This is a genomic window from Actinoplanes sp. NPDC048988 (assembly GCF_043197815.1).
Lineage (GTDB): Bacteria > Actinomycetota > Actinomycetes > Mycobacteriales > Micromonosporaceae > Actinoplanes.
This window is the reverse complement of sequence record NZ_JBICTW010000007.1, coordinates 151,641-170,925: the sequence shown is the minus strand read 5'-3', so window position 1 is coordinate 170,925 and position 19,285 is coordinate 151,641. Positions and strand designations below refer to the sequence as shown.

At 70.6% G+C, this 19,285-nt stretch carries 18 protein-coding genes; 7 read left to right on the top strand and 11 right to left on the bottom strand.

From position 1 onward, the window contains the following. Positions 1-37: 37 nt before the first annotated feature. From ACGFJ7_RS23675 to ACGFJ7_RS23660, 4 genes are all read right to left on the bottom strand, one after another. Positions 38-1,174, bottom strand: coding sequence for a substrate-binding domain-containing protein (locus ACGFJ7_RS23675; RefSeq protein WP_360255730.1), 1,137 nt, complete (start codon positions 1,172-1,174; stop codon positions 38-40). Positions 1,175-1,416: 242 nt separating this feature from the next. Continuing rightward, entirely contained in the window at positions 1,417-2,424 is a 1,008-nt protein-coding gene (locus tag ACGFJ7_RS23670; RefSeq protein WP_392643795.1) for an ABC transporter permease subunit, read from the bottom strand. After that, positions 2,421-3,299: an ABC transporter ATP-binding protein gene (locus ACGFJ7_RS23665; protein WP_360255735.1), complete on the bottom strand. Its 879-nt coding sequence runs from the start codon at positions 3,297-3,299 to the stop codon at positions 2,421-2,423. The genes ACGFJ7_RS23670 and ACGFJ7_RS23665 overlap by 4 nt, the downstream gene beginning before the upstream one ends. After that, positions 3,296-3,703: a GntR family transcriptional regulator gene (locus tag ACGFJ7_RS23660; RefSeq protein WP_360255737.1), complete on the bottom strand. Its 408-nt coding sequence runs from the start codon at positions 3,701-3,703 to the stop codon at positions 3,296-3,298. The genes ACGFJ7_RS23665 and ACGFJ7_RS23660 overlap by 4 nt, the downstream gene beginning before the upstream one ends. Positions 3,704-3,774: 71 nt before the next feature. Between ACGFJ7_RS23660 and ACGFJ7_RS23655 the strand changes: the two genes are divergently transcribed. After that, complete coding sequence (locus ACGFJ7_RS23655; protein ID WP_392643792.1) at positions 3,775-4,308, top strand: GNAT family N-acetyltransferase; 534 nt, start codon at positions 3,775-3,777, stop codon at positions 4,306-4,308. On the opposite strand, the gene ACGFJ7_RS23650 is transcribed toward ACGFJ7_RS23655, so the two are convergent. Continuing rightward, positions 4,298-5,725: an NAD-dependent succinate-semialdehyde dehydrogenase gene (locus ACGFJ7_RS23650; protein ID WP_360255742.1), complete on the bottom strand. Its 1,428-nt coding sequence runs from the start codon at positions 5,723-5,725 to the stop codon at positions 4,298-4,300. The genes ACGFJ7_RS23655 and ACGFJ7_RS23650 overlap by 11 nt on opposite strands. A gap of 35 nt (positions 5,726-5,760) precedes the next feature. Here ACGFJ7_RS23650 and ACGFJ7_RS23645 point away from each other — a divergent pair, with 35 nt between their 5' ends. Then, positions 5,761-7,200 (top strand): peptide MFS transporter, encoded by a 1,440-nt coding sequence (locus ACGFJ7_RS23645; protein WP_360255744.1) that lies wholly within the window; start codon positions 5,761-5,763, stop codon positions 7,198-7,200. Positions 7,201-7,348: 148 nt separating this feature from the next. Here ACGFJ7_RS23645 and ACGFJ7_RS23640 read toward each other — a convergent pair whose 3' ends face one another. Next, positions 7,349-7,582, bottom strand: a complete 234-nt coding sequence (locus tag ACGFJ7_RS23640; RefSeq protein ID WP_360255746.1) for a hypothetical protein — start codon at positions 7,580-7,582, stop codon at positions 7,349-7,351. 61 nt (positions 7,583-7,643) lie between these two features. Here ACGFJ7_RS23640 and ACGFJ7_RS23635 point away from each other — a divergent pair, with 61 nt between their 5' ends. Further along, entirely contained in the window at positions 7,644-8,537 is an 894-nt protein-coding gene (locus ACGFJ7_RS23635) for an NAD(P)-dependent oxidoreductase (protein WP_392643789.1), read from the top strand. Here ACGFJ7_RS23635 and ACGFJ7_RS23630 read toward each other — a convergent pair. Next, a complete protein-coding gene (locus ACGFJ7_RS23630; RefSeq protein ID WP_360255750.1) occupies positions 8,515-9,168 on the bottom strand; it encodes an SDR family oxidoreductase in 654 nt (217 codons plus the stop codon). The two genes, ACGFJ7_RS23635 and ACGFJ7_RS23630, sit on opposite strands and share 23 nt — an antisense overlap. Before the next feature lie 739 nt (positions 9,169-9,907). On the opposite strand from ACGFJ7_RS23630, the gene ACGFJ7_RS23625 reads away from it, so the two are divergent. Then, positions 9,908-10,660, top strand: coding sequence for a class I SAM-dependent methyltransferase (locus tag ACGFJ7_RS23625; protein ID WP_392643787.1), 753 nt, complete (start codon positions 9,908-9,910; stop codon positions 10,658-10,660). 20 nt (positions 10,661-10,680) lie between these two features. Then, positions 10,681-11,382: a hypothetical protein gene (locus ACGFJ7_RS23620; RefSeq protein ID WP_392643785.1), complete on the top strand. Its 702-nt coding sequence runs from the start codon at positions 10,681-10,683 to the stop codon at positions 11,380-11,382. Here ACGFJ7_RS23620 and ACGFJ7_RS23615 read toward each other — a convergent pair. Next, positions 11,379-11,921 carry an RBBP9/YdeN family alpha/beta hydrolase gene (locus ACGFJ7_RS23615; protein ID WP_392643783.1) on the bottom strand — a complete coding sequence of 181 codons (543 nt, stop codon included), beginning with the start codon at positions 11,919-11,921 and terminating at the stop codon, positions 11,379-11,381. The two genes, ACGFJ7_RS23620 and ACGFJ7_RS23615, sit on opposite strands and share 4 nt — an antisense overlap. A gap of 31 nt (positions 11,922-11,952) precedes the next feature. Between ACGFJ7_RS23615 and ACGFJ7_RS23610 the strand changes: the two genes are divergently transcribed. Then, positions 11,953-12,573 carry an L-threonylcarbamoyladenylate synthase gene (locus ACGFJ7_RS23610; RefSeq protein ID WP_360255760.1) on the top strand — a complete coding sequence of 207 codons (621 nt, stop codon included), beginning with the start codon at positions 11,953-11,955 and terminating at the stop codon, positions 12,571-12,573. Then, positions 12,573-13,340, top strand: a complete 768-nt coding sequence (locus ACGFJ7_RS23605) for a hypothetical protein (RefSeq protein WP_392643781.1) — start codon at positions 12,573-12,575, stop codon at positions 13,338-13,340. Before ACGFJ7_RS23610 ends, ACGFJ7_RS23605 begins: the two co-directional genes overlap by 1 nt. Here ACGFJ7_RS23605 and ACGFJ7_RS23600 read toward each other — a convergent pair. The 3 genes from ACGFJ7_RS23600 to ACGFJ7_RS23590 are packed head-to-tail and all read right to left on the bottom strand — an operon-like array spanning position 13,330 to position 19,129. Beyond that, positions 13,330-14,568, bottom strand: coding sequence for an SGNH/GDSL hydrolase family protein (locus tag ACGFJ7_RS23600; protein ID WP_392643779.1), 1,239 nt, complete (start codon positions 14,566-14,568; stop codon positions 13,330-13,332). The two genes, ACGFJ7_RS23605 and ACGFJ7_RS23600, sit on opposite strands and share 11 nt — an antisense overlap. A 2-nt stretch (positions 14,569-14,570) precedes the next feature. Next, complete coding sequence (locus ACGFJ7_RS23595; protein ID WP_392643777.1) at positions 14,571-17,843, bottom strand: glycosyl hydrolase 115 family protein; 3,273 nt, start codon at positions 17,841-17,843, stop codon at positions 14,571-14,573. Then, positions 17,840-19,129, bottom strand: coding sequence for an SGNH/GDSL hydrolase family protein (locus ACGFJ7_RS23590; protein WP_360255768.1), 1,290 nt, complete (start codon positions 19,127-19,129; stop codon positions 17,840-17,842). The genes ACGFJ7_RS23595 and ACGFJ7_RS23590 overlap by 4 nt, the downstream gene beginning before the upstream one ends. Positions 19,130-19,285: the final 156 nt, after the last annotated feature.

Below are 19,285 nucleotides of genomic sequence, written 5' to 3'. Positions count from 1 at the left end.
CCCGGTGGGGGCGAGGACGGGGCGGTCGCGGGGAGGCTTACTGGTCGGCGTCGGGGTCCGCGGTGCTGGCGGTCACGCCCACCTTGGCGGCGGTGCAGAGCTTGGCGTACGCGCCGGCGCAGAGCTTGGCCTTGTCGACGAAGCCGGCCTTGACCACGTTGTTGATCGTCTTGCTGGTGATCGCCTGGGGAAGGATCGACTTGAACGGGATGTAGGCGCCCGACTCGGGGTCCTTGATCTGGTCGGAGACCTGCGGCTTCTGGCCCTTGAACAGGGCGATGGCCAGGTTCGCGGCGGCCGCCGCCTCCTGCTCCAGCGGCTTGAAGATGGTGACGCACTGGTCGCCGGTGAGCAGCGCCTGCAGGCCCTCGAGGGTGGCGTCCTGACCGGTCACCGGCACCTTCTTGTTGAGGCCCTTCTTCTTGAGCACCTTGATGACCGCGCCGGCGATGCCGTCGTTCGCCGCGAGCACACCGTCGATGTCCGGCACCTGCTGGAGCATCTGGGTGAACATCTTCTCGGCTTCCTTCGGGTCCCAGTCCGGCACCCACTGGTCCGGGCCCTTCTTGGCCTGGGCCGAGTCGAACAGGGGCTGCAACTCGGCGTCGTAGCCCTCCTTGAACAGCGTGGCGTTGTTGTCGGCCTTCGAGCCGTTCAGCTCGGCGATGGTCGGGTTGGTCACGCCCTTGAGGCAGGCCTTGAGCTCCTGCGCCTGCAGCTGGCCGACCTCGTTGTTGTCGAAGCTGACGTAGTAGTCGGCGCCGCCGTTGAGGGTGAGCCGGTCGTAGTCGATCGTCGGGATCTTGTTCTCGCGGGCCTTGTCGAGGACCGTCTTGCCGCTCGCGGCGTCGAGGTTCGCGATGATCAGCACCTTCACGCCGCTGTTGATCATCGAGTCGCCGATCTTGACGAAGTTGGCCTCGTCGCCCTGGGCGTTCTGGATCTCGACCGGAATGCCCGCCGCGTCGAACGCCTTCTTCAGGTACTTCGGGTCGTCGTTGCCCCACCGCTGCGAGCTCACGGTGTCGGGCAGGATCACGCCGACGCGGGCCTTGCCGCCGCCGCTCGTGCTGGTGTTACTGGCGTCGCTCGAGTCGTCGGAGTCGTCACACGCAGTCATGGTGGCTGTCGCCATCACACCCGCCATGGCGAGGGCCAACAATTTCTTGCGCATGGGGAAGTCGTCCTCTCCGGTGGAACCCGAGCTGTGGAACGCCCGAACGAGCGGACCCAGTATCGGATACCCGTCAATGCACTCGACAAGGGGTACGGTGCCGGAGAGAAAAATAGTTCATTTCCGGTCGGTAAGCACGCGTCAACTACGTACGGTATCGATACTCATGATCATGCCCTGGTCAGGGGTGTGAAACAGGTCGGCGGCACCCCGTATCGCCGACCTTCCGGATAAGTCCGGCATCACGCTACTTTTCGGTTTATCCACCAGATCGAGGCCACGGCCAGGAGCGCAGAAACCGCCAACAGCAGCCCCAACTCGCGCCACTGCAGCAGCCAGAACCGGTCCACCGGAATGTATGAGGCCTTCTGCGTCAGGTTCAGGGTTCCGAGGTATCTCTCGCACGCCCGCGGCCCACCGGCGTCCCGCCCGCACTTGGCCGGGTCGACCGGGCCCGTGTACTCCTCGCCGTCCGGCCCGGTCGTGACGTTCGACAGCTCCCAGGCCTCCTCGACCGGCAGGGCCATCTTGACCTTGATGGTGTTGTCCGAGCCGATACCGAGCGATTCGATCTTGGCTGGGTCGAAGGCGGTGGAGCTGGTGACCGGGGTGGTCAGGTGCTCCCGGACGAAGTAGGGCACCGCCACCTGCACGAGCACGATCGCCAGCAACGTCACCGCCATGGCCGCGACCGACCGCCGCAGCAGCATGCCGATCAGCACGCCGGCCATGAAGCCGAGCGTCGCGTAGCCGACCGGGACGACACCGCGCGCGGAGAACAGCTCCTGCCCGAGGGGCCCGACGTTGGCGTCGTCGAGCGGCGCCGTCCACCACGTCACGACCGCGCTGATCACGGCGGCCGTGACCGCGGCGGCTCCGCCGATCCCGATCAGTTTGGTGAGGATCCAGCGGCGCCGGGACACGGTCTGGTTCCAGACCAGCCGGTGGGTGCCCGTCTCGAGCTCGCGGGCCACCAGCGGGGCGCCCCAGAAGACGCCGACGAGCGCCGGCATCAGCAGCAGGGCACCGGTGCCCACGGCGTACAGGGTGGCGTTGAGGGTCGTCCCCGCCTGGACCGAGAAATTCTCGGCGAGGTCCGCGCAGTCGGTGGTGCAGTCGGCCAGGCCGCTGCTCTGGTAGAGGTCGAACAGGTGGGGGCCGGTCACCGCGAGCGCCGCCGCGATGGCGAGGGCGAAGGCCGCCGCCACCCAGGCCTGGACGCGGAACTGCCGCCAGGTCAGCCAGATCATCGCTTCTCCAGCACACGGTCGCGGCCGTCGGCGCCGGCCTGGGACATGTAGGCGAGGACGATGTCCTCCAGATCGAGCCGGTCCGACGCCCAGGACGGGTCGTCGACCGGAGCGGTGCTCCGCACCACCAGAGTGGACTGCACGTCGGTGTGGCTGGCCAGCACGACGTCACGGCCGGGGCCGAGCGTGCCCGGGTCGCGGCGCGGCCCGGTCAGCCGGTGGTGGGTGCCGAGCAACTCGTCGACGTCGCCGTGGACGCGCACGCGGGAGGCCACGAGCACGATCAGGTAGTCGCAGACGCGTTCGAGGTCGGCGACCACGTGCGAGGACATGACGACGGTGGTGCCGTTCTCCGCGGCGTACGACATCAAGCCCTGCAGGAACTCACGGCGGGCGAGCGGATCGAGCGCGGCCACCGGCTCGTCCAGCAACAGCAGCTCCGGCCGTTTCGCGATGGCGAGCGTGAGGGCCAGTTGCGCCCGCTGGCCGCCGGAGAGTTTGCCGGCCCGCTGCGACGGGTCGAGCCCGAGCTCGGTCACGCGCCCCTGCGCGAGCGCGGCGTCCCAGCCGGGGTTGAGGTGGGCACCGAACCGCAGATGGTCGGCGACGCTCAGGTGGGCGTAGACCGGGGTGTCCTGCGCGACGAAGCCGAGGCGCCCCGAGCCGGTGTGCGGGGGCCGGCCGAGCACCTCGATGCGGCCCTCGGTCGGCGTGAGCAGACCGCAGGCGAGCTGCAGCAGTGTCGACTTGCCGGCCCCGTTCGGGCCGACCAGGCCGACCACGTGACCGGCCGGGATCTCCAGGGTGCAGTCGCTGAGCGCGGCCCGCCGCCCGTACCGCTTGGTCAGTCCGGTGGTGGTGACGGCGCTAGTCATCCCCGCCTCCCCGCTCGTTCTTCCGAAAACTCCCGAAAGGTGTTGATGAGCAGCGCCTCGACGTCTTCGTCGTCGAGGCCGGCGGCCCGGGCCCGGCCGAGCCAGGCGGTCAGCTCGCGGCGCAGCGGCTCGTGCGCGGCGATGGCCTCGTCGCCGCCGGCGAGGGTGCGGGTGACGAAGGTGCCCAGGCCGGGACGGGGCTGCACGAGACCTTCGTACTCCAGCTCGCGGTAGGCCTTGAGCACCGTGTTGGGGTTGATCGCCACGCGGGCCACCACGTCCTTGACGGTGGGCAGCCGGTCGCCTTCCTTGAGCATCCCGAGCCGCAGCGCGTGCCGAACCTGCTGAATGAGCTGCAGGTAGGGCGCGACGCCCGAGCGCGCGTCCAAGTGAAACTCGATCATCCGTGATCCCTCTATTCCACTAGTTGACTAGCACAATAGCAGTGGGATGCGGGAAGAGAAAGATGGAGGTCATGACACTGACGAGCCGGCTCGCCTCCACGGCCGACCTGGAAACGCTGAAATCGCTGATCGCGGCCGCTATCGCCGAGCTTCAGAAGGGCTTCCTCACGCCGGAACAGATCGACAGCAGCACGGCGATCATGGGCCTGGACACTCAGCTCATCGAAGACAAGACGTACTTCGTCATCGAGGACGAGGGAGAGATCGCCGGCTGCGGCGGGTGGAGCCGGCGGGCCACGCTGTACGGCGGTGACCACTCCACGGGACGCGACGCCGGCCTGCTCGATCCGGCGAAGGACCCGGCCAAGGTACGGGCGATGTACACGCACCCGGCGCACACGCGGCGTGGGGTCGGCCGGCTGATCCTGTCGCTCTGCGAGCAGGCCGCGGCGGCGGAGGGCTTCACGGCGCTGGAACTGATGGGCACCCTGTCCGGGCGGCCGCTCTACGAGGCGTACGGCTTCGAAGCGGTCGAGCAGGTCGAGGACGCCCGTGGAGGCGCCCCCGTCCCGCTCGTCCGCATGCGGAAGAAAATCACCAGTTGACGGCGATGTACTTCGACTCGAGGTATTCGAGCAGGCCCTCGTGGCCGCCCTCACGGCCGATGCCGCTCTGCTTGACGCCGCCGAACGGCGCCGCCGGATCGCTGACCAGGCCCCGGTTGAGCCCGACCATGCCCGCCTCGATGGCCTCACTGACCCGCAGGCCCCGGGCCAGGTCGGTCGTGTAGACGTACGCCACCAGGCCGAACTCGGTGTCATTGGCCAGCCGGACAGCCTCGGCCTCGTCGGTGAAGGTGACGATCGGCGCCACCGGCCCGAAGATCTCCTCGCGCAGAATGGGCGCGTCCGGCGCCACCCCGGTCAGCACGGTCGGCGGGTAGTAGTAGCCGGGGCCCTCGGGCCGGCGGCCGCCGGTGGCCGCCGTCGCGCCGCCCTCGAGGGCCTGCTGGACCAGGCTGTCGACCTTGCCGACGGTGTCCTCGTTGACCAGCGGGCCGACCTGGGTGTTCTCGTCGGTGCCGGGGCCGACGCGCAGCGCCGACATGCGCTCGGCGAGCCTCTGGCTGAAGGCGTCCGCCACCGAGGACTCGACGTAGAAGCGGTTGGCGGCCGTGCACGCCTCGCCGCCGTTGCGCATCTTGGCGATCATCGCGCCGTCGATCGCCGCGTCGAGGTCGGCGTCGGCGAAGACCAGGAACGGCGCGTTGCCGCCCAGCTCCATCGACGTGTTGACGACGTTGTCGGCCGCCTGGGCGAGCAAAATGCGGCCGACCTCGGTCGAGCCGGTGAACGACAGCTTCCGCACCCGCGGGTCCTTGAGCATCGCGCCGACGACCTTGCCCGAGCTGCGCGAGGGCAGCACGTTCACCACGCCCGACGGCACGCCCGCCTCGGCCAGGATGGCGGCCATGGCGAGCGCGGTCAGCGGGGTGTCGCTGGCCGGCTTGAGGACGACCGTGCAGCCCGCGGCGAGCGCCGGTCCGATCTTGCGGGTGGCCATGGCGGCCGGGAAGTTCCACGGGGTGACCAGCACGCACACGCCGACCGGCTGCCGGGTGACCAGGATCCGGTTGGCACCCGAGGGCGCGGTGGCGAAGTCGCCGGCGCCCCGCACGGCCTCCTCGGCGAACCAGCGGAAGAACTCGGCCGCGTACGTCACCTCGCCCTTGGCGTCGACCAGGGCCTTACCGTTCTCGAGGCTGATCAGCTTGGCCAGCTCGCCGGCCCGCTCGGTCATCAGCTCCCAGGCTTTGCGCAGCGCCTCCCCCCGTACCCGCGGAGCCGTGGCCGCCCACGCCGGCCCGGCCTCGGCCGCCGCGTCCACCGCGGCGATCGCGTCCGCCTCCGACCCGTCCGCGACGGTGGCGATGACATCGCCGGTCGCCGGGTCCCGTACGTCGAAACGGTCCCCGGTCGAGGAGGGGACCCACTTACCGCCGATGAAGAGTTCAGTTTCCACGGTCCTAGTCTCGTCCTCCTGGGTAATCCAGGCCAATGCTAGAGACGACCGAGCGCACCTTCTTCGGCCAGCCGCGGCCGCTGGCCAATCTATTCGGGGTCGAGCTGTGGGAGCGGTTCTCCTTCTACGGCATGCAGGGCATCCTGCTGATCTACCTCTACTACGAGGCCGGCCGGGGCGGTCTCGGCATCGACCAGGCCACGGCCACGTCGATCGTCGGGGCGTACGGCGGGTCGGTCTACCTGGCCACGGTGATCGGCGCCTGGTCGGCGGACCGCCTGTTCGGCCCGGAGAAGGTGCTGTTCGGCAGCGCGATCCTCGTCATGTGCGGGCACATCGGGCTGGCCGTGGTCCCGGGCCTCGCGGGGGTGGCCGTGGGCCTGATCCTCATCGCCCTGGGCAGCGGCGGCGTGAAGGCCACGGCGACGTCGATCGTGGGCACCCTGTACGCGCCCGGCGACGAGCGGCGCGACGCCGGATTCTCGCTGTTCTACCTGGGCATCAACCTCGGCGCGCTGGTCGGGCCGCTGCTGACCGGGGTGCTCCAGCAGGAGGCGGGCTTCCATTGGGGCTTCGCGCTGGCGGCGGTCGGCATGGCGCTGGGCCTGACCCAGTACGCGCTCACCCGCAAGAACCTGCCGCCGGACGCGAGCCGGGTGGCCAATCCCCTCCCGGCCGGCCGGCGGCCGCTGGTGGCCGGCGTGGCCGTGGCCGTGGTCGCCGTCGTCGCCGTGCTCACCTTCACCGGCCTCATCCCGGCCGAGCATCTGTCGGACATCGTGGTGGTGCTGTCGATCCTGGCCGCCGTCGCCTACTTCGCGGTGATCCTCAGCAGCCGCAAGATCGACCAGGTCGAACGCCGCCGCGTCTACGCCTTCATCCCCATGTTCATCGCGTCGGCCGCTTTCTGGTCGCTCTACCAGCAGCAGTTCACCGTGGTCACGATCTACTCGGACCAACGGCTCGACCGGGACATCTTCGGCTGGACGATGCCGGTCAGCTGGGTGCAGTCGATCAACCCGGTCTTCATCATCATCCTGTCCGGCGTCTTCGCCGCCCTCTGGACCCGCCTCGGCGACCGCCAGCCGTCCACCCCGGTGAAGTTCGCCGCCGGCACCGCCATCATGGGCGTCGCGTTCCTGCTGTTCCTGCCCTTCGCCGGCAGCGCCAGCGTCCCGCTGCTCGGCCTCACCGGCATCCTGCTGGTCTTCACCATCGCCGAGCTGCTGCTCTCCCCCGTCGGCCTCTCCCTGTCGACCAAGCTGGCCCCGCGCGCTTTCCAGACCCAGATGGTCGCCCTGTTCTTCCTGTCGGTCGCCCTGGGCACGGCCCTGTCCGGCACGCTGGCCGGCTACTACAGCGAGGACCACGAGGTCGCGTACTTCGGCATCCTGGGCTTGATCGCCATCGCCCTGGGCGGCATCCTCTGGGCCCTGAGCCCCTGGATCCGCCGCCTGATGGGAGGGGTCCGCTAGCCTGCGACCTGGTTGCCCCGACGGGCCAGCACGGTCGGGACGATCACCGACATCAGGGCGATGACCAGCCCGACCGCGGTCAGCACATCGGCACGGGTCCAGGGCTAGCTAGCCGTGGCCTCGGTCCGCGTCGAGCCCGCGGGCGGTGTCACGCCGGCGGTTCGATGACCTTGGCGAGGGCGTTGATGGCGACGGCGGCGCGGATGAACTGGTTTTCGGCCAGGTCGCCGATCGTGTCGATGCCGAAGGCCAGGGAAAGGCCCTGCGCCTCCTCGTCGCTGACGCCGGACAGGGCGGAGACCGGGGCCGCCACCAGGTCTTTCAGGTCGAGGGAACGGTACGGCTCGTCGAGAAGGCCGTCGAGGTTCGCAGTCACTGCCACGCCCCGCAGCATCGCACGCGGGCCGGACCGGGCACCGTCCCGTTTCGGATGGCGCGAACCAATGCCGCCGGATTGGATCGGGTGCCGGCGCCGGCCGGCTCCTACCGTCGGGGGAATGACTGTGGGATTCCTCGGGCTGGGCGTGATGGGCGGGCCGATGGCGGCCAACCTCGCCAAGGCCGGCACCGATCTGATCGTCTGGAGCCGTACGCCCTCGCGGGAGACCCCGCCCGGCGCCGTCCGGGCCGCCACCCCGGCCGAGGTCTTCGAACGGGCCCAAATCGTGATCATGATGCTGTCGGGCGCCGAGGCGATCGACAGTGTCCTCGACCCCGCGCTGCTCGACGGCCACCTGATCGTCCACATGGGCACCACGGCGCCCGACTACTCGGCCGGGCTGCGGGATCGCGTCGAGAAGGCCGGCGCCCGCTACGTCGAGGCCCCGGTCTCCGGCTCGCGCGGGCCGGCCGAGGCGGGCACGCTCGTCGCCATGCTGGCGGGCCAGGCGGAGCAGCTTGATGTCGTACGGCCGTTGATCGCACCCATGTGCGGCGACACCTTCGACTGCGGTCCGGTGCCGGGCGCGCTGCTCATGAAGCTGGCCGTCAACACGTACCTCATCAGCATGGTCACCGGCCTGGCCGAGGCGTTCCACTTCGCCGAGGGCCACGGCCTCGACCCGGTCACCCTGCGCCGGGTGCTCGACGCCGGCCCGATGGCCAGCCCGGTGTCCCGGGTGAAGGCGGCCAAGCTGGTCGACGGCGACTTCACCGTGCAGGCGTCCATCCGCGACGTGCTCATGAACAACGAGCTGATCGTCGGCGCCGCCCGCACCGCGATGCCGCTGCTGACCCGATGCCGGGCCCTCTACACCGAGGCGAGAGACCAGGGGTACGGCGACGCGGACATGGCCGCCGTGGTGCACGCGATCGCTACCCGGACGCGAGCCGCCTGACCGCCTCGACGGCCGGCTCGTCCCCGGAGGTCACCTCGACGACGACCCGGTTGAGCGAAGGCTCCTGAAGAACGGCCGCGAGGAACGCGGCGACATCGTCACGCCGCGTGTCGCCGTACGGAATGGCCGGTCCGGCCGTGACCCTCCCCTCGCCGGCGTTGTCGACGAGGGTGCCCGGCCGCACGATCACCCAGTCGAGCCCGGTCCGGGTGAGGAAGACATCGGCGGCCTTCTTGACCCGCATGTAATGCTCGAACCCCTCGGTGGGCTGGCGGCCGCGCCCGGCATCAGGGAAGACGGAGACGAGAAGGAACCGCCGGACACCGGCCAGGCCGGCGGCTTCGGCGGCCTTCTCCAGCCCCTTGCCGTCGATCAGGGTGGTCTGATCGCTGCCGGTGCCGTGCGCCCCGGCGGTGAAGACGACGGCGTCGTGCCGCTGGAACCGCAGAGCAAGATCGTCGACGGGGTCGTGCACGAGGTCGCCGAGCAGGGGCGTCGCGCCAGAGGCTTCCACCGTCGCGGCCTGGCCGGGCGCGCGGTGCATGCCGGTCACGTCGTGGCCCTGCCCGGTCAGCAGCTTGGACAGGCGACGGCCGACGCCGCCGGCCGCCCCGATCACGAAGACGCGCACGCACTCACCACCCCGAAGCCCTGTAGCTCGCACCCCACCAGCCAGAGCCCGCCCTCCCAGGGGGAGCCCCCGTCGGTCAGTATGGCCAAATTCCAACGATCTTGCGGCGGCCGCTGTGGATAACCCCGCAACCGAGCACGCCCACAACCAGTCCTGTGGACAACCGCTTCGGCCAAATACAGTCGGGGGCAGTTGAGCACCGCAAGCCGAGCCCAGCGGAACCGAGCGATTGAACGCGGCCGAGCCGAGCCGAGCGGGCGGCTGGACGCGGTCAAACCGAGCCGAGCACGGCGGCGCCGGCCCGCAACACGGGCTTCCGGGAGGCCTCGCGCCAAAGCCAAGCGAGGGAACGCGGTCAAACCGAGCCGAGCGGGACGACCCAGCGACTGGACGCGCCGAGCCGAGCCGAGCGATCGGTCGGAACCGCGCGGTTGGGCGAGGTCGTGCAGTCGGGCAAGGCCGTGCGCTTGGGCAAGGTTGTTCGGTCGGGCGGGGTTGTGCGGCCGGGCGAGGCCGCGCGGGTGAGGGAGGCCGCGCGGGTGAGGGAGGCCGCGCGGTTGAGGGAAGTCGAGCGGAGTCCCGCGGCCGCGTCAGCGAGCGCACGTGCTCGGCCGGATGCTGCGCCGTGCGGGGGCCGGCCGGTCGCGCGGGATCAGAGCTGTGAGCGGTCGGCGGGCGATGCTCGAGGTGCTTCGGGTCGTATCCTGCTGCACGGTCGCCGGGGAATGGGGAGGCGTTGATGAGTGGGGCGTTCTACTCGCACGCGAGGCTGTACGACCTGATGTTTCCGGGTGGTGGGCCCGCTGTGGACTTCTACCGGGACTACGCGGGGCGGCAGGGTGGGCGGGTGCTGGAACTGGGCTGCGGCACCGGGAACAAGCTGATCCCCATCGCCGCCGACGGGTGGCCGTGTGTGGGGCTGGACTTCTCGGCGGAGATGCTGGCTGAGGCTCGGCGTAAGGCGGGCCAGCGCGGCGTGACAGTGGAATGGACGCGGGGTGACATGCGGGACTTCGATCTGGGGCGCGCCTTCGACTTCGTGTTCATCGCGGCCAACTCGCTGCTGCACCTGCACGAGCCGGAGGATCTGGTCGGCTGCTTCCAGGCGGTTCGCAGGCATCTGGCGCCGGGCGGGCTGTTCGTCTTCGATGTGTTCAATCCGAACGTTCGTCTGCTCGCCGCGGCCGATGGGGTGCGGCGCGGGCGGGAGTCGTTGTCGTTCGTGGATGCCGGCCGGGGTGAGGTCCACGTCGAGGTGGTGGAGACCTACGACGCGGCCGCGCAGGTCACCCGGGGTACGTGGTTTCTCTCGTCCGGATCCGAGGCCGATTTCGTCGTGGCGCCGCTCGAGATCAGGAGCATCTTTCCGCAGGAGTTGCCGCTGCTGCTGTCGCTCGGTGGTCTTCGGCTCGTCGAGCGCTTCGGCGACTGGTCCGGCCGGGCGTTCACGGCGGGCGCGCCGCTTCAGCTCTGCGTCTGTGAGGCCGCTTGAGGCCCCTAAGATGGCCACTCATGACGGTGACGGACGAGTGGCGGGCGGCCCTCGTGGACGGCTTCTCGGTTCTGCTGGGGCGGCCGGTGGACGACGACGCGGCGGAGTACGCCGTGTACTACGTCTGTGACGATCTGGCCGATGACCTGTTCGCCAAGGGCTTCGACGCCGGGGTGCTGACCGAGGTCGTACGGCCGCCGTTCTCCTCCGTCCCGGTGTTGGGGAAGCTGTTGGCGGAGTGGGATCTGATCGCCCCGTTCTGGAGCCTCGACCTGGGCCGGTCGAGGTTCCGGGCCGCTGTCGAGGGGGACGGGGCCGACGCCGGTGTGCCCGAACTCGACGCTGGGGTGACCGGCGCCGAACTGGGGCGGATTCTGGGCGAGCGTGGGCTTGAGCCGCGCGACATTCGTGACGCGTATCCGGAAGTGGAGTTCCGGGTGGATACCGACGGGTCGCTGGCCGGTGCGCTCGCGGCCGCCACCGGGGCGATGCGCGGGCCGGAGCACCTCTTCACCCTCAGCCCGGACTGGGGTGTCGATCCGGTGTGGGACGGGCGGCTGGCCGCGGTGCGGCATCCGGGGCTGCGCGATCATCTGCGGAATCTGTGCCGTACGAAGGACAGCGCCCGCGGCCACGGTGCCCATTTCTCGAGTGCGGGGATCGCCGTCTGGCGGGTCGGCGAAGGGCAGTCGGTGACGCGGGTCGAGGCGGGAAGCGGTTAGGCGCGGCGCAGGGAGTCGATCAGGGTCGTGGCCAGCGGCCACTCGCCGTAGCCGGCGTCGGTGTTGATGTGGCCGACGTCGCCGAGATCGAGGAAGCGGCTGCCCCAGCCTTCGGCGAAACCGGCGGCGGCGCCGGCCGGGTCGTACGGGTCGTTGGTGCTGGCCACCACGATCGAGGGAAACGGCAGCGGGGTCAGCGGTGGCTCGCGGAACGAGCCGGCCGTCGCCGGGAAGGCCGGGCCGGCCGGGTCGGGGATGGCCACCAGCAGGGCGCCGGCCACCGGCGGGAGGTCGGGGCGGGCGGCCCAGTGGGCGACGGCGAGCGTGCCCAGGCTGTGCGCCACCAGCACCGGGCGGTCGGCGACGGCCACGGCGCGGTCGAGGGCGGCGATCCAGTCGTCCCGCTCGGGGTGGCTCCAGGAGGCGGGCTGGATGCGCAGGAACGCCGGGTCGGCGTCGAGCAGGGTCTGCCAGTGGCCGGGGCCGGAGCCGTCGATGCCGGGGACGGTGACGGCGGCTGTCCGCGGGGAGTCGATCACGTCAGGCGACCTTACTCACTAGACTTCGCGGGTGGCGAAGTATTTCGACGTACATCCGGACAATCCTCAGGCTCGTGCCATCCGCCAGGTGGTGGACATCATCAAGGGTGACGGGCTGATCGCGTACCCGACGGACTCCTGTTTCGCGCTCGGCTGCCGGATGGGCAACAAGGACGGTCTCGACCGGATCCGGGAGATCCGGCACCTGGACGACCGCCATCATTTCACGCTGATGTGCCGTGACTTCGCTCAGCTGGGCCAGTTCGTACAGATCAACAACGCGTCGTTCCGCCTGGTGAAGGCGTCCACCCCGGGCCCGTACACGTTCATCCTGCCGGCCACCAAGGAGGTGCCGCGCCGCCTGCTGCACCCGAAGAAGAAGACGGTCGGGGCCCGCATCCCCGACCACGTGGTGGCGCAGGCGATCCTGGAGGAGCTCGGCGAGCCGCTGGTCTCGAGCACGCTGCTGCTGCCGGGCGAGGACGAGCCGATGACCATGGGCTGGGAGATCAAGGAGACGCTCGACCACCAGCTCGACGCGGTGGTCGACGCGGGTGAGGGCAGCACCGAGCCGACCACTGTGGTCGACCTGTCCGGCGGCGAGCCGGAGATCCTGCGCGTGGGCGCGGGCGACCCGGGACGCTTCGAGTGATGCGTACGGACCTGGACGATCTTCTCCGCGACGGCTCCTGGCGGCTCGACGAGCCCGCCGAGGCGGAATTCAGGCTGACGCCCGCCACGACGGCCGGGCGTGGCGCGCTGGTGGAGCGGATCCTCGGACGGCCCGAGCCCGATCCGGAGCTGTGGGAATCCGTACTGATCGAGGCCCTGCTGGACCATCCGGTCGCGGACGGGCTGAGGACGCTGCGGCTACGGCTGACCGACTTCCACCATTCGGCGCGCCGGACCGCGATCGCCATCGCCGGCCGGCCCCGGCCGGCGCTGACGGAGTTGTCGTTCGGGCACGGCTTCAGGTTCCTGTTCGAGAACGCCACCACCTCCACCGGCCGGGCGCTCGATGCGCTGCAGTTCCACGACGTCGGACTGGTCGGGGACGCCGGGCACGCGATGTGGCGGGCGCTGCCGTCGCTGCGGACGCTCACCGTCGAGGGCGCCTTCGTCTTCCACGGGGTGGAGTCCGAGACGGTGACCGACGTCCGGTTGCGGGGTGTCGTCAGTTCGGACGGCTCGATCCTGCCCGGACCGCTGCCGGCGTTGACCACACTGACCCTGGAGATCGGGACGGACGTGTTCGGCACCGAGTGTGCGGTGGAGCAGTTGGAGGAGTTGACCCCCGTGGACTACCCGTCCCTGCGGGTCCTCGACCTGCGCAAGGCTCAGTTCGACACCCCGGACGTGCTGGAGGCACTGTCCGGGATGCCGATCCGGGCTCAGCTCGAGCGGGTGCTCATCGAATGAGGTGCCGGGGCACGGCGTGGGCCAGGGCCGCATATCCGGCCGGGTTCAGGTGGAGATGATCCCCGGTGTCGTACGCCGGTAGCAGCGTCTCGGGCGCGGACGGGTCGCGGGCCGCGGCGTCGAAGTCGGCCACCCCGTCGAAGATGCGGTGGACGGCCTCGTTGACCGTGCGGCGGGAACGCCGGCGCAGACCGGCCGGATCGTCGTAGCCGGTGTTCCCGCCGAACGGCGTCAGGGTGGCGCCGTAGGCGGTGAGACCGGCGGCGTGCGCGCGCAGCACGATCTGGTCGTACGCCACGAGCAGGTCGTCGACCACCTGCTTCTGCGCCTGCTCGGTGGCCTCGGCCGTACCGATGTCGTTCACGCCCTCGAACAGCAGCATCCGGTCGACGCCGCCGACCGCGAGCACGTCGCGGTCCAGCCGGGCCAGGACGTTCGGGCCGAGGCCGTCGTTGAGCACCCGGTTGCCACCGGCGGCCTGGTTCAGCACGGCGACCTTCGACCCGCGCGCGAACAGCTGGTCGGGCCAGCGGTCGTTGCCGTTGGTGGTCGACCCGCGGCCGTCGGTCAGCGAGTCGCCGACGATGGCGAGCGCGGCCGTGGCCTCGGTCGCCTGCACCTCGACCGCGCTGATCAGATACCAGTGGTCGGCCGGGACGGCGCCGGGCAGGTCCGGTTCCGCGTTGTGGTCGCCCTTGAGCAGGTACGACGTCGTACGCGATCCCGGGTGTCCCGTGACGGCGTCACCGGTCAGCCCGGTGGCGAGGTACGCCGAGATCGTCAGGTTGGCCGCCGCCGGGACCGGGAGGGCGACCGGGTCGGAGACGATCTGCGCGCCCACCGGGACCACCACCGACGGCCGGCCGCCGAAGGTGAGCGGCCGAACGCTGCCGGGCTCGACCGCCGGGACGCCGGCCCGGCCGCCGAGCGGCAGCCCCACCGAGGCGGCGGTGATCGGCAGCGGGCCGGTGCCGAACGCGTTCGAGAACCGCACCCGCAGCCGGCGGCCCCCGATCGTCACGTGGACGGTCTGCCGCAGGGTCGTGTCGGCCAGCGCCGCGAACGGCGCCGGCGGCAGGTTGTGCGGCTCGGTCAGCTGCGGCATCGCCGTCCACGTGTGCCGCCAGGACTCGCGCCGCGACGGGCGCCCCGCCTCGGCCCGGCCGGGCAGCGCGGCGGCCGCCGGCACCACCGCGCCCCCGAGGGCGAGAATCGTTCGCCTGCGCATCTTCAGAACCTCCGGCTCTCGGGCGGGCCCAGGTACGACTGCTGCAGCCCACCGGTGTCGATGACGACGCGCTGCAGGACGACCGTCGGGTCGACGGCGTGGAAGGTGACCGTGTGCTTGCCGGCCCGCAGTCCGTCGAAGACGGTCGTGGTGATGTTGATGTTGTCGGACGTGTTGCGGGCCCACTGGCGGTTCATCGTGGTGTCGTTGGCGCCGGTCGCCGTGGTGATGTTGACGATCTGCACCGGCCCGCCGTCGACCGACATGCCGTAGCGGACCCCGTCCGGGGTGTAGACGCTGTTGCGCGGCGACAGGTACGCCGAGATCCGCGCCGGGCGGTCACCGGTCAGGGTCACCGTGTACGAGAGGGTGGCGTTCTCCGACCGTGGCGTGAGGCCGTTGCCGGTGCGGCCGATGTCCGGCAGCAGCTGCCAGTCGCCGGTGCGGCGGGAGTAGTGGTCGGCCTCGATCGCCACGGCCCCGCCGGCCTCGAGGAACCCGGCCGGGGCGACCCGCGGCTTCTCCACCTTGACGTCGACCACGACGCTCGTACCGGCGCCGCTGACCGTGACCGGCACCGTCGTCACTCCGGCGGGCGCCCGTTTCCAGTCGACACGGACGGCGACGCGTACCTCGTCGCTCACCCGGCCCGTCGCGGGCGTGAGCTTCACCCACGGTGAGGCGGACCGGACCTCGTACGGGAAAGGCGCCGTGCCCTTGTTGTAGATCTCCAGATGTCCCGAGGCGCCGGAGGCCCAGGGGCTCAGCGACGACGGCAGCACCGGCAGGACGCCCAGCGACGCCTCGGCGGGAAGATCAATGCGCTTGAGGTACGGATAGATCTCGTCGGGCAGGGCCACATTGTTCAGTTCCGGCTGCTGCCACGGGGCGTTGGGGCCGTAGCGGGCCACGTTCCCGTACCCGATCTTGGGTTGGGTCTGCCAGCCCTTCCACTTCCCGCCGGCCAGGACCTCGTTGTAGTACCGGCTCATCGCCTGGTCCTCGGCGAACAGCGCCTCCGCGCGGTCGGCCAGCGCGTTCGTCGCCGCCCGGCCCTGCGCGGCGTACTCGATGTTGGTGAATTCGGCGCGGCGCAGGTCGTACACGATCGCCGTGTCTTTGATCTGGTAGTAGACCAGCTGGTAGAAGGCGTCCTGCCAGGCTTGCGGGACCCGGTTCCCGAGCCTTGTCGCCCGCGCGGCCAGGTCGAGCCATTCCTCGGTCACCCGGTCCATCTCGGCGTACGCCGTACGGCTGAACGGGCTGGCCTCGTCGTTGTAGGTCACCTCGCCGGTCGCCGGATTCGTCGAGATGCGGCGGTTGAGCAGCTCCGGCTTCCGGCGGGACTGCAAGTGCCCGTACTCCTCGAGCAGCCCGGCCACCGCCGGCGCGAGAGAAGGCCCGAAGTTCTGCGCCGCGAAGCGGCGATGCCACTGGCCCAGCGCGCCCACCGGCAGCGCGTCCGGATTCCAGGCGTAGTCCAGGAAGAACTGGGCCGGCAGCTCCTCGTTCTTGAGGTCACCGACGTTGACCATCCACAGGCGGTCGACCCCCGAGGTGTACGCCCGGTTCAGTTGCTCCCAGGTGTTCGTGATGTTGACGGTGTCCGCCCACTTGTAGTTGCGGCCGTCCCCCACGTAGTCGAAGTGGTAGTACAGCCCGTAGCCGCCGCTGCGCTTCTCGGTCGTCGGCAACCGGCGCATGTTGCCCCAGTTGTCGTCGCAGAACACCACGGTGACGTCGTCCGGCGGGCGGTAGCCGTTGTCCCAGTAGCGCTGCACCTCCTTGTAGAGGGTCTGCACCTGCGGCCGGTCGATCAGTCCGGTCTCCCGCAGGATCTGCCGCTGACTGTCGATGATCGACGACATCAGGTCGATGCCGTCCCCGTCCGGCAGCGAGACGTCACCGTTGCCGCGCATGCCGAGCGTGATGACACCCTCGATGTTCTGATCCCGCATGCGCTCGGCGCCGTCCCGCCAGTACGCCTTGATCGCGTCCGGGTTGCGGCGGAAGCTCCACTCCCCCGTGCCGGCGGGATGCCGGTTCCACTCCTCGATACCGCGCATCATCGGCGCCTCGTGCGAGGTGCCCATGACGACGCCGTAGAAGCTGGCGGTGGCGTGGTTGGCCGGGTCGTCCTCGGCGAAGGCGCGGCCCCACACGGCCGGCCAGAGGTAGTTGGCCCGGGTCCGCAGCATGGTCTCGAAGACCTTTTCGTAGTACGCGGCGTTGAGGCCACCCGGATAGCCGGGAGCCTTACCGGGGCCGAAGTAGCCGGGCGCCCAGGTGCCGGTGGCCGGATTCTCGTCGTTGATGAAGAAGCCCCGGTACTTGACCTTGGGGGTGCCCTGGGAGTGGCGCCCGGGAAGGACATGGAGGGCGTCGGAGTGCGCGGCGGGGACGTCATCCCAGAAGTACCAGGGCGAGACGCCGATGTTGCGGGAGACGTCGTAGGCGCCGTAGATGGTGCCGCGCTGGTCACTGCCGGCGATCACGAAGGCGCGTCGGACACCGGGCAGCGGGTCGGTGACCACCTGCTCGATCGAGGTCTCCCACTTGCCGCGGATGGAGCTGACGTCGAGCTTGCCGCGCGCCACGATCTGATCGATCAGCGGGCTCTTGCCGATCGTGCCGACGATGACAGGATCGCCCGCGCGCCCCGCCCAGGCCGACCCCACCCTTCCCAAGGGGGAACCCCCGTCGGTCATTCTCCCGGTTTTGCCCTTGATCGTGTCGGCGCCCTGTGGACAACCGCTTTCTGTGGACAGCGCGCCACAAGCCCCACCAGCCGTGTCATCGTGCACGACGGCGGGCCGCACCCCGCTGACCTTCGCGATGTCGGATCGCAGGTCGTCGACAACCCGGATCACCCCGGCGTAGTCGGCGTTGCTCACCACGATCGGCGCCGCCGCGCCCTTGGCGACCAGCGGGAAGCGCCCCGGCCCGGGCCGAGTGGCGATGTACCCGGCGGTATTAGGCAGCGCGGCGCTGGCGGCGGGAGAACCGGCGCCGACGGCGGGAGAACCGGCGCTGGCGGCGGGAGAACCGGCGCCGACGGCGGGAGAACCGGAGGCGGCGGGAGAACCGGCGCCGGCGGCGGGCGAGCCGGAGGCGGCAGCAGAGGCGGCCGCGAAGGTCGAGGTGGCGCCGGAGGTCAGGGTGGAAGCGAGCCCCAGCCCGGAGGACGAGGTCGCGGAGGACGACACGGCGGCGCTGGCGGGGGTGGAGACGAGCGTCGCGCTCAGGGCGATCGCTACAACCGCGGCGGTTCTCATTTGAACAACCGGAGCGGTACGGCGTCGGCCATCGCGGCCATGCCCGCGTCGTTGGGATGCAGGCCGTCGCCGCTGTCGTAGGCCGGGTTCAGGTGCAGGCGGTCGGCCGGGTCGGCCATCGCCCGGTCGAAGTCGATGACGCCGTCGTATTCGGCGCCGGAGCGGATCCAGCGGTTCAGGACGTCGCGTTTGCGTTCGTTGGCCTCCGAGTAGAAGCCCAGCGTGTCGCCCTTGAACGGGAGGATGGTCGCTCCTATCGCGGTGATCCCGGCCGCGTGGGCGCGGGCGATCAGCTGCCGGTGGCCGGCGATCAGGTCGTCCGCCGTCACCACCTCCGACGCCGGGGCGACCGTGCCGGGGTGGCCCAGGTCGTTCACCCCGAGCAGCACGATCAGGTGGCGGGTGCCGGGCTGCGCCACCACGTCGCGGTCGAAGCGCCGCAGGCCGCTGTGGCCGAAGTAGTTGGCGAACGACTCGGCGTCGCTTCCGGCGGGCGGGTTCGGGTCGTGCAGCAGGCGGTTGCCGGAGATGCCGACGTTCGCCACGCCTCTCTCCAGGCCGGCCGCGCGCAGCCGGGCCGCCAGCAGGTCGGGCCAGCGGTGGTTCAGGTTGTTCTGGGTGTTGGCGCCGTTCGTGATGGAGTCGCCGAGGGTGACGATCGCCGAGCCGCGGTCGCGGACGGCCACGCCGGACAGGAAGAGATATTGACCGATGGTCTGTACGGGGTTGACCGTGCGCGCCGCGGTCACGTCCCCGTCGGCGATCACGTTGTCCTGGAAGGCGAACGCGGCCAGCGTGGTCACCGGGGTGCGGGCCGGCAGGAACAGGCTCACCGCCAGGTCGGCGCCGGGCGCCACGCGCAGGCGGACCGGGTCGCTGAGCAGCGGCGCGCCGGCCGGCACGATCGCCTCGGCCCGGTTGCCGAAGGTGACGCGCCGGTCGGTGCCGGGGACGATCGCCGTGCTGGCCCCGGTGCCGGCGCGCAGGGCGACCCGGACGGCGCCGACGCGCAGCGGGGTGGTGCCGAACTCGTTGGTGATCCGGATCCGGAGTTCGTCGCCGCCGGCGCTGAGGTGCACCACGTGGCGGACGGTCTGCGCGGCCAGCACGAGCGGCGGCGTGGGCGGGATGGTGGTGGGCGCGGCGGCCCACGAGGCGACCCAGTCGAGGTCGTCCTCACCGTGTGCGGGGGAAGCGGTGGCCGCGGTGGGTACGGCCAGGCCGGACGCGGCGGCGGTGACGGCCGCGCCGGAGGTCAGGGCGAGGAGTTCGCGTCGGGTGGGCATGGGACTCCTTCAAGGCTGTGGGGACGGCAGCGAAGGGTGACTCTGAAAGTTTCGGAAACAAGTCGGACTAACCCTCGTAACGTAAAGGCGTTCATCTATGTCGTCAAGAGATCCGAAGCCGATCATGGGCTGCTTGACGCGTCGAAGCGTTTCCGG